Here is a 13,437-nt window from a genome sequence, read left to right as displayed (position 1 = left end):
GGCAGCTGGAACGGTCCGGACCTCACGAAGGATTCGCGGTCCGGAGCGTGCCGACTGGATGGTCGCGTTTTGCGATCCCGCCGAGGCCCTTGCCGAAGCAGGTCTGAATTGCGCTTGAAGAGTCACTGAACGGCAAGGCGCACCGTGGTGATCAAGCCGTCTCGCCGCTCGGCGGGCACGGTGACATGTAGTGAGTCGCCGTCGGCGCGGATCTCGGCTCGCACCTCACCGCCGTCGTGAAGCAACGTGGCTTCGACGGACGAGGCATTGACGCCGGCCGGAAAATCCACGACGAACGAGGTCGGCACGGACCCGTCGAGCAGGTGGATGTAGTGCACCCCGTCGTCGTTCTTGCCCCGGGTCGAGGCCACGTGGCCGGCCAGCGAGTTGTCACCGAACTTGTCGGCGACGCGCAGTACGCCCGCCCGCGTCGCGTAAATCCCTTCACCCGCGCGGCCGAGCCAAGCGCCGAGCCTGGTGAGCCGATCCGCCGCGGGCGCCGGAATCGTTCCCTCTGGAGTGGGACCGACGTTCAGCAGGAGGTTGGAGCCTGCGCCGGCCGCCCTCGCGAGCAAGGAGGCCAGCTCGCTCGCCGGCCGGTATTCGTGCACATCACGTGCGAATCCGTAGCTGGTCGAGGTCACGGTCTGACACGTCTCACCAGCGGTGAGCACGGGCGCCGTGACGTTGATCCCGTGAGGGTGGGTGTTCTCACCGGCTATGTCGCCCTCGTACTCCTGGACATCCTCGCCCGGAAATGGCACGGCATGGTGGTTGTTGACGACCACCGCGTCGGGTTGCAATGTGTGAATGAGCTCGTACAGCTCTCCGAAGTCGAAGTCGCCGCCTGGGGCGAACCAGTTCGGGAACGCAGTGGTGTGCGGTTCCTGTGGCCAGTAGCCGTCGAGCCAGAACTGGGCGATGTCCCCGTACTGAGTGCAAAGCTCACGAACCTGGCCGGAGAGAAAGCCCAGATAGTCCGACCAGGCCAGCCCACTGACCTCGCGCACATGGGCGCGGTACGCGGGGTGGTGCCAGTCCACAAGCGACACGAAGAACCCCAAGCGGACCCCGTGCCGCGCCCCTGCCTCGGCGAGTTCGGCGATCGGGTCACGGCCGAACGGGGTCTTGGTGACCTTGTGTTCGGACAGCGACGTGTCGTACATGGAGAATCCGTCGTGATGACGAGACGTGATGGTCAGGTAGCGCTGGCCTGCCTCAGCCGCGAGCTGGACCCACGCGTCTGCGTCGAAGTCGGGGGCGTCGAACCGCTGTGCGAGTTGCGCGTACTCGTGACGGGAATACCGATCATGGAACATGACCCATTCATTCGTGCCGATCAGCGAATACAGGCCCCAGTGCACAAACATGCCGAAGCGATCGTCCTGAAACCGTTCGACCGCGGCGGAGGACGCTTGACGTGCTGTCATCGGGCTTATTCTCCCTAACTTGAGAATAATTCTGAAAGTGGTCTACATGTCATCGCCGATTGGCGTGTCGCGTGAGTCGGTGCCGGTTCGCCGAGTCGCTCGGGGTGGGCCAATTGGATGCGCTGTGTGCGCAAATAGAACGGACGCCTTGGCGAGAAAGAAGAAGTTCCCTTGGGATCGGGCGGCTGAAAGCTGCAGGAGTGGGTGATCGACTGTCGGGCGCCGAGGTTGCCCTTTTGCGCGACATCGGCCTGTGCGGGACTTCGGAGTGGCGATATGCGCGTGTGTGCCCCGGCGTTGCGAACGAACGCGAGCAGGTCGGTCGGAAGCTCGAGGCGCGAATTTTGTTTCTCCGGAACGTCGACGGATCAAGGTTCCGGCAGCATGTCATCGGTCAAGACCTGGTCGCAATCGACTGTTCCGTCGTCCGGAACCTCCATGTTGGCCTGTGACTTGATGTCGCCTAGATTGAAACCAACAGGCATGACGCGAAAGCCGACTCGTATTCTCGCGAGGCGCGCCGGGGACCTACGCGAGGCGTTTGCTTCAGCGCCGTGTGGCCTCGATGAAGGAGTACGGAGTGTGGCTCGGAACGATGCGGTCGAGGGTGAACCCGCTCCGGTCGAGTAGCGCCCGCCACTCACTTTCGGTCCGTTCCCGTCCGCTCAGCATGGCGAGCATGACCATGTCGATCGAGGTGGCGTAGAAGGATGTGTTGTCCTCTGGCAAGACCATCTCGATCACCACCAGGCGCGCACCGGGTGTCGTCGCCCGGCTGACGTTGTCCAGGATGTGAGTGGCGGACCGGTCGTCCCAGTTGTGCAGAACCACTGACAGCACGTGGACATCGCCCGCGGGTACACTGTCGAAGAAGTCGCCGCCGACGGCCTGTATGCGATCAGCCACGCCGGACCTGGCGAGTGTCGCTTCGGCGCCGGCGACCACGTCCGGCCGATCGAACACGATGCCTCGCCGGCCCGGATGATTCGCGAGCAGCCGTACCAGCATGGTGCCGTCGGCGCCGCCGACGTCCACGGTCACCGCACCGGGCGGCAACGCGTAGTCGTCGTAGAAGGAATCGTCGCGGGCACCGGCGCCATTGGCCATGGCCCGGTTCTGGACGTCGACGAGGTGCTCGGAGGTGTTCACCCAGTCGAAGAAGGGCATTCCGTAGTAGTGGTCCGCCGCGATCTCTCCGGTCTTGGCTGTGTGCGGCAGCGCGGTGAACGCCGGATACAGGGCCTCCATGAAATATCTCGCGGTGTCGCGCATCGAACCAGGAACACCCTCGGCGAGGGTTCGCCCCAGAGTGGTCAGCGCGATCAGTTCCTCGGTCACGTCGAAGACGCCGATCGTGGCGAGGAACCTGACGATGCGCCTGAGTGCGTCGGCGTCGGCGCCGGTCACAGCCGCCAGCTCGGTCAGCGGGCGCGGCCCGTTCACCAGCGCGGTGGCCACGTTCAGCTCCGCGACCACGTAAAGGGCTTGCGATACCTGGAATCCCGACAGCAGGTTCATCATCCGCATCGACGCGGTAGCCGAGGACGACTTGTCCTGGTGCGGCTCAGTCATGATCGGCCTGCCTCGCGTGCAGGCGGACTCGGATCGACTTGGGTATGTGCAGCATCGACACTCGAGCGGTCGCGAATCGGCGCCGAGTGGGCTGCAACCGCCAGGCCTGCATGATCTGGGCGAGCACGATGACCGTCTCGGCGATCGAGAACGTGTTGCCGATGCACAGGCGCGGGCCGCCGCCCCACGGGACGAACGCGCCTCGGGGCGGGGCTTCACCGGCCCAGCGGTCCGGGGTGAACCGGTCCGGGTCGGGGAACGACTTGGGGTCGCGGCCGAGCTGATAGGCGCTGTAGGCCAGCGTGGTGCCTGCGGGCAGCGGGTATCCGCCGAGGGTGGTGTCCCGCGCGGTCACCCTGGTGAGCAGCCAGGTCGGCGGGTTCATCCGCATGGACTCGTGGATGACGCTCGTGATGTAGGGCAGTCGCTCGACATCCTCCCAGGCCGGCGTGCGGCCTTTCAGCACCCGGTCGACCTCCTCGGCGGCGCGGCGCTGGACCTCCGGATGGTGGGAGAGCTGGTCCAAGGTCCAGGACAGCACGGTGGACGAGCTCTCGACCGCGGCGAGGAACATGCTGACCAGCTCGTCGTGGACCTGGTCGATGGTGAACCGCCCACCGTCGGTGTCACGGGCGCCCAACAGCACAGCGGGCACATCCATCTCGTTCTCGCTCACAGGGCAACCGGCATGCCTGGCGCGGGTGATCGAATCGTCGATCGCGGTATGCACTCGGCCGGCCGCACGGTCCCACGCCAGGCCGCCCGCGATCCGGCGCAGCGGGGCCGGGGTGATCAACCGTCGCAGCCAGCCTGCCGCGAAGACGCCGACGTCGTCCTGGAGTTGCTTGAACTGTTCCGGGCTCACGCCGGACGAGAACAGGGCGGCGATGGACAACCTGCGGATGATCGTGTGCATCGCGGCGCGGACGTCGAGGATCTGCCCATCGTTCCAGGAGCTGATCACCTCGGCGCTGTGTTCGGCCATCACCCTGCCGTAGTGCGACATTCGAGAGCGGCTGAACACCGGCTGCACCAGTCGCCGGTTGCGGCGGTGTTTGGCGTGCGCGCAGGTGATCAACCCGTCTCCCATGATGGTGCGGACCTGGTCGAACACCTCGCCGCCTCGGTCGAATACGTCGTCGTGGACGAGCATCTCGTGCACCAGCTTCGGGTCGCACACCACGTAGACGGGCACTCGGCCCAGCCGTAGCTCGACCAGGCCGCCGACGCTCGGCAGCGAGCGCAGCAGGGACCATGGGCGCAGCAGCCGGGCCGCGTGCCCGATGAGCGGCAGGGCTCCCGGTGCGGTGGCGATTGTTGTCATCGAGGTCATCGGCAAGTGCGCGGCGCGGCCGCGCCTCTCCCTTCGTTTCGGTGAACTTCCGCTGGACGAGCGGATGTGACCATCAGCCGACGGTCACACCGACCTGGAACGAGGAGCCGGGCAGGTTCTGCTGTTCGCCGTAGCGGGACGGATCGGGAATGTGCGCGCGAGCCATGCCCAGGTGGTGCACACACGCCAGGTCCAGCCACCAGACCAGGTCGGGCCGGTCCACGCGCGCCCGTTCGATTTCGGCCTGCCGCCGCCGCGCCATCGCCCGGTGCCGTTCGGCCAGCCGCGCCGCGGCGTCGGCGTGGCTGATCCTGTGCTCCTGTGCGATCAACGAGCACAGGTTCGGAACGCCTCGGCGTTCGTCGCGTTCCACCGAGGTCGGGTCGTTGAACGCGACCACATAGTCCTGCTTGGCGAAGACATACACGGCGCGGACGTAGTCGGTGTCGTGTTGTTCCTGAGTGAGTTCCCGGTCGTGCACATACTCGAGAAAGTCCAGCCAGGCCACAGCGCCGGTGCCGTCAGGTCGTCGCTGCCAGTATTGGTCGCAGGACTCCTTTCTGCCGATCTCGGGCAGCCGGGCGTGATCGTGCCAGGTGGTGAAGTTGCTGAGTAGTCGCCGGAACCAGGCGTCGCTGAGGCCGCTACCGCGCAGCTCGTGTCCCAGCGCCTGCCATTCGCGCAGGTATGGGTCGACGGCGCCCACATCGTCACCGCGCAGGGCTGCGAGGACGCCTGCGGAGTACTCGGGGGAGATTCCCCACCGTTCACTGACGTCGTCGTCCATCGTCCACAGAGTCAGGAACCTGGCGATCACCGCGAGCCGATCTGGTCGCCCCGCCGGGTAGGAGTGACAGGCGAACGTCTCGCCGTGGGCGAGCGGGGTGAGTGACTCGTCCTCGTAGCCGGACGGAATCAGCGTGGCTGTTCGTTTCCAGTCCTGGACCTGACCGCCGACGGCCGCGAGCAGATCAGCGGCCGGTGCTGTGTCCCATGAGTGCGGGAACCACAGCATTACCTGGCGAGGTGTGGTCATCAGCGGAGTGTCCTTTTCGCGAGTGCTTGCTTGGCCACGGGAGGAAATGGCCTGCGCACGGAATCCGATCGTGGTGCGTGCGGGTTCGAGCTCCCGTCGACGGTGCCCATCATGGTCAGATGCAGCCGGACGGCACATCGGTGGATTCGCTGATTGCCTCAGCGTCACCGACACCTAGGTGTCGGTGTGACCGCCGCGGACGATCCATGCCACGACCTGAGTCCGGCTGTGCATGCCCAGCTTCGTGAGTATCCGGCTCATGTGAGCGTCCACCGTGCGACGGCTTATCACCAGCCGTTCGGCGATCTGCGGATTCGACAGGCCCCGCCCGACCAGTTCGGCCACTTCGCGTTCCCGCCCGGTCAGCGACCCCGATCGCGACACCGGGACGGCGGCCGGCGCGGCTCCGGGAGGCTCCTGCCCGGTCAGCGCCAGGCAATAGTCCTGGTAGCGGCTGCTGATCCGGGCGTGCTCACCGAGTGCGGCCAGCGTCGTCGCGCCGTATTCCCTGATGGTGTCGAGCATCCGGTACCGGCCCGCCATGTGCAGCAAGATCGATTTGTCGACCAGATCGACGAGTAGGTCCCGGATCGCTCCCGCTGGCAAGTCGGCCCCGCACACTTCGGTGGCAGCGACCAGGTCGAAGTCGCCGGTGAATATCGACAACCTCGCCCACATCAGGCGTTCTGCCGGGGTGCACAGGTCGAGGCTCCACGCGACCGCAGCGAGCATCGTGCGATGTCTCGGCATCGGCAGCCGCAGACCTCGAAGGATGGCGAATCGGTCGTCCAGCCCGGCCAGAATCTGCTCGATTGGTAACGACCGTGTCTTGGCGGCGGCGAATTCGATCGCGAGCGGAATTCCCTCAAGCCGACGGCACAGTCGTACAACGAGGTCAAGCGTGCCCTCGGTCAGTTCGAAGCCGGGGAGGGCCGCGGCAGCGCGTTCGGCGAACAGCCACACTGCCGCGTCCGGTGTGTCGTCGATGGTCACCGGCAGCGGACCGATCGGCATCACGTGTTCTCCGGCCAAGCCAAGAGGCTGACGGCTGGTCGTCAGGACGCGCAGCTCGCTTGCAGCCCGTAGTAAGGCATCCACCAACGGCGCGCAGCTGTCGAGCAAGTGTTCGCAGGTGTCCAACACCAGTAGCATTCGTTTGCCGCGCACGAAGTCGAGGACCGTCTGACGAGTGGGCTCCGATGAGTGCTTCGGCACGCGAAACGCGGTAGCCAGTGCCAGGTCCACCGTCTCGTCGTCGACTGCCGACGAGAGGTCGGCGTAGCGCACGCCGTGACGGTAGGCCTGGCCGTCAATGGCCGCGGCCCGGATCGCAAGTCGGGACTTGCCGACACCGCCGGTCCCGGTCAGCGTCACCAGTCGTGTGCTACTCAACAGGCGTCGGAGCTGGTCGATCTCCGGCCCACGGCCCAGGAAGCTGGCGACTTCCGCCGGAAGGCCGTCTTGCCCTTGGCGCCGGGGGGCCGCGTTCAGCGGTGACGGGGCGGATCTCGCGGTCGTCGAACCGATCTTGGACGGCCCGGAATTCGTGGCAGAGGTCGAATTTCACTCGGTGGCGTCCTTATTCGGCCGGATGACCGCGTAGCCTTGGTGCTCGGCCGGGGTCCAGGTCAGCTGCTTGTCGAAAAGGCAGCCGGCGAATTCGACGACGCGGTGGTAGAGGTGCACCGATGGTCCCTGCTTGAAAATGCCTGGAGAGTCGCTCATCACGGCGGCCTCGGAGAACAGGAACTCCATGGCCGCGTGCTTCTGCTCGGTGGTGGGTTCGGCGCGCCGTCCCGATAGGCGCAGGATCACTCCGCGGGCCGTGGTCATGCACGCTTCCTGGAATACCGGGTCGCCGCCGTGGAACGCGTTCCGGACGTTGTCCAGCAGTGTGTCGTAGACGGGATTGCCTTGAAGCGTGTCAACGGGACAGAGCAGCTGTTCGGCCAAGCGGCGAGGAACGAGCATTTCGTCGAATGCGTACAGAATCCGGTTACGCAAGGCCCTGAGGTTCTTGTCGACCTTGTGCTCCGCCTGGCTGCGGGTCAGGCCGCATGCCTCGAACATCAGTGTCATGTTCATGGCTGGAATCACGACGTTGATGTGCTCGAAATGCTCCATCGCGGCCCGGATGTGCAGGTTGATGATGTCCTGCGTGTAGTAGCTGTTGAACGGCGAAAGCGCGACCACGGCGTGCTTCGCTTGTACCAGCAAACTTTCGCTGACCGCGTTGACCGGCTCGAATGTCACTTGACTGGTGGGCAGGGACACAAGATCTCCTCTACTCAAGGTGTAAGGGTTGGGCATCCAGCACGAGGGAGCGGATTGTCAGTGGCGACACGATCGCTGAATTCTTGCCCGCCAACTTCGGTTGGCCGATTTCAGCGGCACCGCCAGTTGTCTCGCCGCGTGGGCCGCAGCGACGTAAGGCAAGTGGGATCACGGAACACTAGGGCCGTCATAATGGTCGGCGATGCGTCAGGAATTGTTTGATCGCACGTCATCCTCCTTGTCGGTCGGCGGCCACAGTCCCAGTTGTCGGGTGTCCTCGCGCGAAGCGAGATCGACCATCGCATAGTCGTGTTGCTTTGTCATGGTCGTGTTCCACAGCGTGGACATGCGCATGTCAGCGCGCCTTTTGACCGCTGGCACGCGCTCCCTGGTCGGACTCGCATGTCAGCACGGGCGGCGCTCATAGCATGTTCCGAAGCATTTGCCGGTGGAGGTGAGGTGCGTGAGCTGGGGCGGCGAGTATGCCGACGCCGATACCGGTCAACTGAGCCTGAGCGTGACCAGGTTTACCCAGGGCGCGAAGGCATGACGACGGCGCCGGCCAGCGCGGCGCGCATCCTGCCGGTGCGGATCTCCTCGGTGGCCCAAGCGATGTCCCCGTCCAACGGACGGTCTTGCCGCAGAAACGGGACTTGTTCTCGCACGTGGCCGTAGACGGCTCGGGTGGCGGGAGCGAGTTTGCTCGCGTCGACCAGATCGCTCGCCTGCAGCAATGCCAGCAGGTGGATCGCCGTGACCGTGGTGGCTAGGCCGAGGACGGTGCTGGTGTGCCTGGCCGCGATGGTGCCCATGCTGACCTTGTCCTGGTTGTGTGACTCGGTTGAGCGAGAGAACGAGCCTGCGGGCATGGTGAGGTGCAATGCTTCCGCGGTCAACGCGGACGCGGCTATCTGGGCTCCCTTGAAGCCGTGATGCATGCCGGCGTTCGGGGCGAGGTTCGCGGGTAGACCGAGGTTGAACTTCTCGTCGACCATCAGCTGGAGCTGCCGGTCCAGCAAGTCGGCCACGCTCGCGACGGCCGAGGACAGCGCTTGCGCGGCTGCCGCCACGTGGCCACCGTAGAAGTTGCCGCTGTAGTGGACGGTAGCGGTGTTCGTGTCGAAGAGCGGGTTGTCGTTCGACGAGTTGATCTCCACCGTTAGCCAGTCCGTAGCCCAGGCCAGCGTGTCATCGAGGACGCCGAGGACCTGTGGGGCGCACCGGATGGAATAGGGGTCCTGTACACCTCGCGCGAGCTCGTGGATTCCCTGGGCCGGTACGCCGTGCGCCTCGCTGACGTGTCGATCCGCGAGGCGGGATCCCGCGAGTAGCGCGTGGATCCGGGCAGATGTGGCGATCTGACCAGGGTGAGGCTTGCGCTGATGGGGGAACGGGGCGAACTGCGCCGTGCTGCTGGCGCGGATCTCCGTGGCCAATGCGGTGCACAGTTCGGCTGCCCAGAGCAGTTCTCGTGCCTCGCAGGCAGCCAACACGGCGAACGCCGACATGAATGACGTCCCGTTCACCAGTGCTAGCCCTTCCTTGGCGAGCAACGTCACCGGGCTCAGGTTGCGCTCTGCCAACGCGACTTGGGCCGGGATCGCGATGCCTGCGGAACGGACGCTTCCCTCACCTGTCAGTGCCGCGGCCAAATAGGACAGTGGCGCTAGGTCCCCGCTCGCGCCCACCGACCCCTGAATCGGGATCATCGGCAGGATATCGAAGCCGAGAAGGTTCAGCATCAGCTCGACGGGTTCAGGGCGGATCGCGGAGTCCCCGCGCGCCAAGCAGTTCGCGCGGATCAGCATCGTGGCACGCAGCACTGGGTCCGGGGCGATCGGACCGACGCCAACACGTAGGAACCGCAGGAGGTTGCGTTGGAGTTCGGCGGTGTCGCGCGGACTGATCTGGCGGTGACTGCTGTCGCCGAATCCGGTGGTGACGCCGTACAAGGGCAGCCCGGCGTCGATCAGGTTGGCCATCGTCCGCCTGGATTCTGACATCCGATCGCGGGCACTGTCAGCGAGACCGTATCCACCGTGCCCCGGAGATGTCGCTGCGACGCGAACGTCCTCGAGCGTCAGGTGATGCCCGTCGAGTAACAGCCTCATGGCGTGCCCCTACGGCCCCACGTGGCTATGCTCGCCAGGCTGAAATCGGCGAAGTCGACGGCGCGCATCTTGGTGCGCAGATAGTCAAGGTCATCGGTGCTGACGTCGAAATCATCGCGCAGGTCGTCGGCGAGCTGGTCAGTGCTGTGACGCCAGAAGCGGCTCATCGGACTGTCACCACCCACGATGGGGACGAACGCGTCGGCCCGCACATCTGTCAAGCCCAGCGACCATAGCGGCCGGGGAAAGGCGCGAGCCCATTCCAGGCTCGTGCCGATCCGTCGCTGCACCGCCGAGCACAACGCCACGCTGACCTTGCGGTAGCGGTCGTCCGGTGACGAGTGTATCGGGAAATCAGCGAGATCCTCGATATACAGCCAGCCGCCGGGCTTCAACCAGCTGACGACACGCGCTAAGACAGTGTCACGATCAGCGAGATGAGAGAACACCCAGCGCGCGTGGATGAGATCGAAACCTGCTTCCGGAAAATCTGTTCTGGTCACATCGCGTTGAAGGATCTCCAGGTTTTCCGGTCGGTTGGGCTGGTGGAGATACGAAGTGTCCAGATCGAGCGCCACGACCTGCCCGCCGGGGTTGTGCTTGGCCAGCCAGTAAGAAATCGTGCCGAGACCGGCGCCGATGTCGAGGCAGGTCCATTTTCCCTGTGGCTGTAGTCGTGCCAACCGGTCGACGGTGGCGGTGTCGAGCGCTTCCGCCAGCGCGGAGAGACGATCGTCCTCGCTCGCATGTTGCCGGGAGAAGATGGCATCGCCGTAGCGTTCTTGGTTCTCGATCACCCTGCTGCTCCTCGGAATTGTATGTTCATGAAGAAAGCGCATGGTGAATCTGCCTGGACCAGTCAGCGCAATCTTTCCAACGCTCCGTGGAACAGGATCGTTTCGCTGGTGGGTGAAGGGCTGGGGACCTCCTCCGCCCAGACGGTGCAAGTCGATCGCCAGCAAGCAAGCAGTCCTCCTCGATGAACGCCGTATACAGGCGGAACCGACCATCGCATAGTCGAGTTCTCTGCGCGATAGCCTTGTTCCGCAGGGTGGATCGGGTCGGCGAGTTCGCCGAAGGTGGACAGAACGGCGTCGCGGAGGTCGCTCGACGGTGTCAGGTGCCGTTGAACCACGTCGTGAGGTGGATCTCCGAACCGTCTGGCGAACTGGATGCGGCCGACGATGTCGAGGACGTCAAGCGGCCTGGTGTGACGCAGGATGAGTCCGCCGAGCTGCATGAACCGCGGTAAGCTCGCTGGTTGGCCGCCATGGAGTTCCGTCCAATGAGACGCCGGGTGGAAGTCGTCGTCGCACTAAGCGACACTGTTGTATAGCTCGGAAGGTGAGGAGCTCTCTTGCCTTCAGTGGAGTGAAGATGAGGCATGGTGAATAAATTGTCGTCGGCTGAATGATGTCGTAAATCGGACGCTTGATGCACGATAGCCATGTGCGAATCCTCGAACATTACTTCAATCAGGGTGGCAGTGTGGCAAATCTGAAAGCGGCGAATCATCTCTTCAATAAGACCGATTCATTGATTGAGAAGTACGGGCCGGGTCCTGTCGTGCACTACCATATCGGCGTATTCGACGATTGTGAACGTGATACCGTCGATGTTGACAGGGAGACGATTCAGCGACGTATCTCCCGTGCGCAGGAGGCGTTGCTTCTTGTTGCGGCGCGCGAGTGGGAAGCCAAGGCGTGCCTTGGGGGTGACATTGTGGACGTCGGCTGCGGCCTGGGAGGTGGCTCGATCCGCTGGGCACAAGAATGTGCGACCAGCGTTACGGCTGTGACAAATGTCGAGGCGCATATTCCACTCATTGCGGAGTTTGCCGATCGTGCGGGCGTCGGTCACCAGGTTTCCCCGCTGCTTTCCGGCGCCGAAGACTTGCCGCCAGGTCTCCGTTTCGACGGTGCGGTTGCGATGGAAAGCTTGTGCTACATGAATCGAGCGGACGTTTTCGAGCGGCTTGGCAAGGTCCTTGTGGATGGTGCCGCGTTTTGTGTGCAAGACGTCTTCTTGGAGCGCCCGCAGTTCCGGGAGGCGTTTGACGACTACTGGCGAACCAGGATCGGAACCCTGGACGAGTATATCGAGGCTGCTCGCCGTGCGGGGTTCGTCCTTGTTGGGGAAAAAGACATCACAGCCGATACGTCGGAGTTCTGGATTCAGAGTGGCGCGTGGAATGATCTCCGTTTGGCTGAGGTTGACGATGCTGTCGAGTATCAGCGTCTGATGGAGTCGGCCCGTTGGCATGCCAACTTCTACCGGGCTTGGCGGGACGAGGCTATCAGCGTGCGTCTGCTTAAGTTTGAGAAAGTAGCGACTGCGGCATGATCGAGATTCCCGAGATCGAGATTCCCTTCGCTGAGTGTGGTCCCAGTCCGGCGCTGGAAGAGGCCGAAGTCGCTATGTGGCGGTGGGTCGACGAGTTCGAATTGTGTCCAACTCCTGCCTCGCGCGCGCATATGGACCGAACTCGTCCGGCGATGCTTGCCGCTTTGTCTTTTCCTCGAGCCGATAGGGCCGCCCTGACGCTGGCGAGTCAGCGTTTGGCATGGGCTTTCGCGGTGGACGATCAGTTCGACAACGGGACCGGCATCGGAGTCGATCCGGTGCGCTGCGAGAGGGCAGTAGTAGCTCTCTTGAACTCGATGAGGCAAGAGGCGCCTCCTCCGGAATCCGCGCTCGGTCGTGCGTGTGCCGATCTCTGGGCGCGCGCGAGGAAGGGGCGGTCGAGGGAATGGTTGAGGTCCGTCAGCGGGCAAATGTCGGCTTGGCTTTGGTCCTACTACGCAGATACGATCGACAGGGTAGCCGATCGTAGGCCGGCGATGTGGGAGTTCATGCCGCAACGCAGGAACTCCTTCGGCGCTTATTGGGACATCGACTGGTGTGAGTCGGTTGCCGGAGTCGATCTGCCCATGCGTGTACGTTGCCATCCTGGATTCATGGCTCTGCGCACGGCCGTCCTGGACCACAAGGTGTTCGTGAACGACATTTACTCGCTGGATCGTGAACTCGCCGCAGGGCATCGGCACAACACGGTTCTGGTTATCCGGGACGAGCAGAAACTGTCATTGGATGACGCCGTCGACCAGGTTAATCTCATGGCGACGGCCTGCGTGCGACGCGTGACTGAGGCGTTGGAGGAGTTGCCGCGTCAACTGGCTGCAGCCTCTATCTCGGGACAGGACTACGAGGATGCTTTGCTCATTATCGCGGACTATCGCGATCACCTGCGTGGTAATTTCGATTATCACGCGCTGAGCGCTCGCTATCACATCGAAAGGTACAATCATCCGGACGAGTTGCGCTCCGGTGTGCCTGCCTACACGGTGGATCTCTTGAGCTGAGGTGTAGGGCTGAGAGCAGGTCGGGACGGATAGCCGTTCATGTGGTGGCACAGGTTCGCACGTTGGGTGCGGGCGTGCTAAGTGAACGGCGGAGGCTGACGCGTGGTCGGCGACGCAAATCATGTGACCCACCGTGGGACTCGCGTGAGTCATCATTGCCCTCCGGCCGGCAAGGGTGTGTCGAGTGGCTTCCAGGTCAATGGGTTATGTCTAAATGGGCATAGTTAAACAACTTCCTCCGGATGGACTAGGTTGCCCGTTGTGTCCGCGCGGCATTGACTACTTAGCGTGACACGAGTGGCCCGTATTGCTCTGTCGG

At 63.9% G+C, this 13,437-nt stretch carries 11 protein-coding genes; 2 read left to right on the top strand and 9 right to left on the bottom strand.

Annotation, left to right across the window (positions count from 1 at the left end):
* Positions 1-122 precede the first annotated feature (122 nt).
* The 9 genes from AB5J62_RS24960 to AB5J62_RS24920 form a co-directional block, all read right to left on the bottom strand.
* On the bottom strand, positions 123-1,430 hold the full coding sequence (locus AB5J62_RS24960) for an alpha-L-fucosidase (RefSeq protein ID WP_370942365.1): 1,308 nt from the start codon (positions 1,428-1,430) through the stop codon (positions 123-125).
* Positions 1,431-1,976: 546 nt separating this feature from the next.
* A complete protein-coding gene (locus tag AB5J62_RS24955) occupies positions 1,977-3,002 on the bottom strand; it encodes a methyltransferase (RefSeq protein WP_370942364.1) in 1,026 nt (341 codons plus the stop codon).
* The gene (locus AB5J62_RS24950; protein ID WP_370942363.1) at positions 2,995-4,326 is read right to left on the bottom strand and encodes a cytochrome P450; all 1,332 of its coding nucleotides are present in this window, start codon (positions 4,324-4,326) and stop codon (positions 2,995-2,997) included. Before AB5J62_RS24950 ends, AB5J62_RS24955 begins: the two co-directional genes overlap by 8 nt.
* Positions 4,327-4,408: 82 nt before the next feature.
* Positions 4,409-5,371 (bottom strand): terpene synthase family protein, encoded by a 963-nt coding sequence (locus AB5J62_RS24945; protein WP_370942362.1) that lies wholly within the window; start codon positions 5,369-5,371, stop codon positions 4,409-4,411.
* Positions 5,372-5,545: 174 nt separating this feature from the next.
* On the bottom strand, positions 5,546-6,862 hold the full coding sequence (locus AB5J62_RS24940; protein ID WP_370950324.1) for a LuxR C-terminal-related transcriptional regulator: 1,317 nt from the start codon (positions 6,860-6,862) through the stop codon (positions 5,546-5,548).
* Between the two features lie 72 nt (positions 6,863-6,934).
* A complete protein-coding gene (locus AB5J62_RS24935) occupies positions 6,935-7,645 on the bottom strand; it encodes a tRNA-dependent cyclodipeptide synthase (RefSeq protein ID WP_370942361.1) in 711 nt (236 codons plus the stop codon).
* 207 nt (positions 7,646-7,852) lie between these two features.
* Positions 7,853-7,999 (bottom strand): hypothetical protein, encoded by a 147-nt coding sequence (locus AB5J62_RS24930; RefSeq protein ID WP_370942360.1) that lies wholly within the window; start codon positions 7,997-7,999, stop codon positions 7,853-7,855.
* A 173-nt stretch (positions 8,000-8,172) separates the two neighbouring features.
* Positions 8,173-9,756, bottom strand: a complete 1,584-nt coding sequence (gene hutH / locus AB5J62_RS24925) for a histidine ammonia-lyase (RefSeq protein WP_370942359.1) — start codon at positions 9,754-9,756, stop codon at positions 8,173-8,175.
* Positions 9,753-10,553 (bottom strand): trans-aconitate 2-methyltransferase, encoded by an 801-nt coding sequence (locus AB5J62_RS24920; RefSeq protein ID WP_370942358.1) that lies wholly within the window; start codon positions 10,551-10,553, stop codon positions 9,753-9,755. Before AB5J62_RS24920 ends, hutH begins: the two co-directional genes overlap by 4 nt.
* Before the next feature lie 652 nt (positions 10,554-11,205).
* Here AB5J62_RS24920 and AB5J62_RS24915 point away from each other — a divergent pair.
* The gene (locus AB5J62_RS24915; RefSeq protein WP_370942357.1) at positions 11,206-12,099 is read left to right on the top strand and encodes a cyclopropane-fatty-acyl-phospholipid synthase family protein; all 894 of its coding nucleotides are present in this window, start codon (positions 11,206-11,208) and stop codon (positions 12,097-12,099) included.
* Positions 12,096-13,118, top strand: coding sequence for a terpene synthase family protein (locus tag AB5J62_RS24910; RefSeq protein ID WP_370942356.1), 1,023 nt, complete (start codon positions 12,096-12,098; stop codon positions 13,116-13,118). Before AB5J62_RS24915 ends, AB5J62_RS24910 begins: the two co-directional genes overlap by 4 nt.
* Positions 13,119-13,437 lie beyond the last annotated feature (319 nt).

The sequence above is a fragment of the Amycolatopsis sp. cg5 genome (genome assembly GCF_041346955.1).
GTDB lineage: Bacteria > Actinomycetota > Actinomycetes > Mycobacteriales > Pseudonocardiaceae > Amycolatopsis.
The sequence above is the reverse complement of the archived record's forward strand: the minus strand, read 5'-3'. Positions and strand labels throughout refer to the sequence as shown.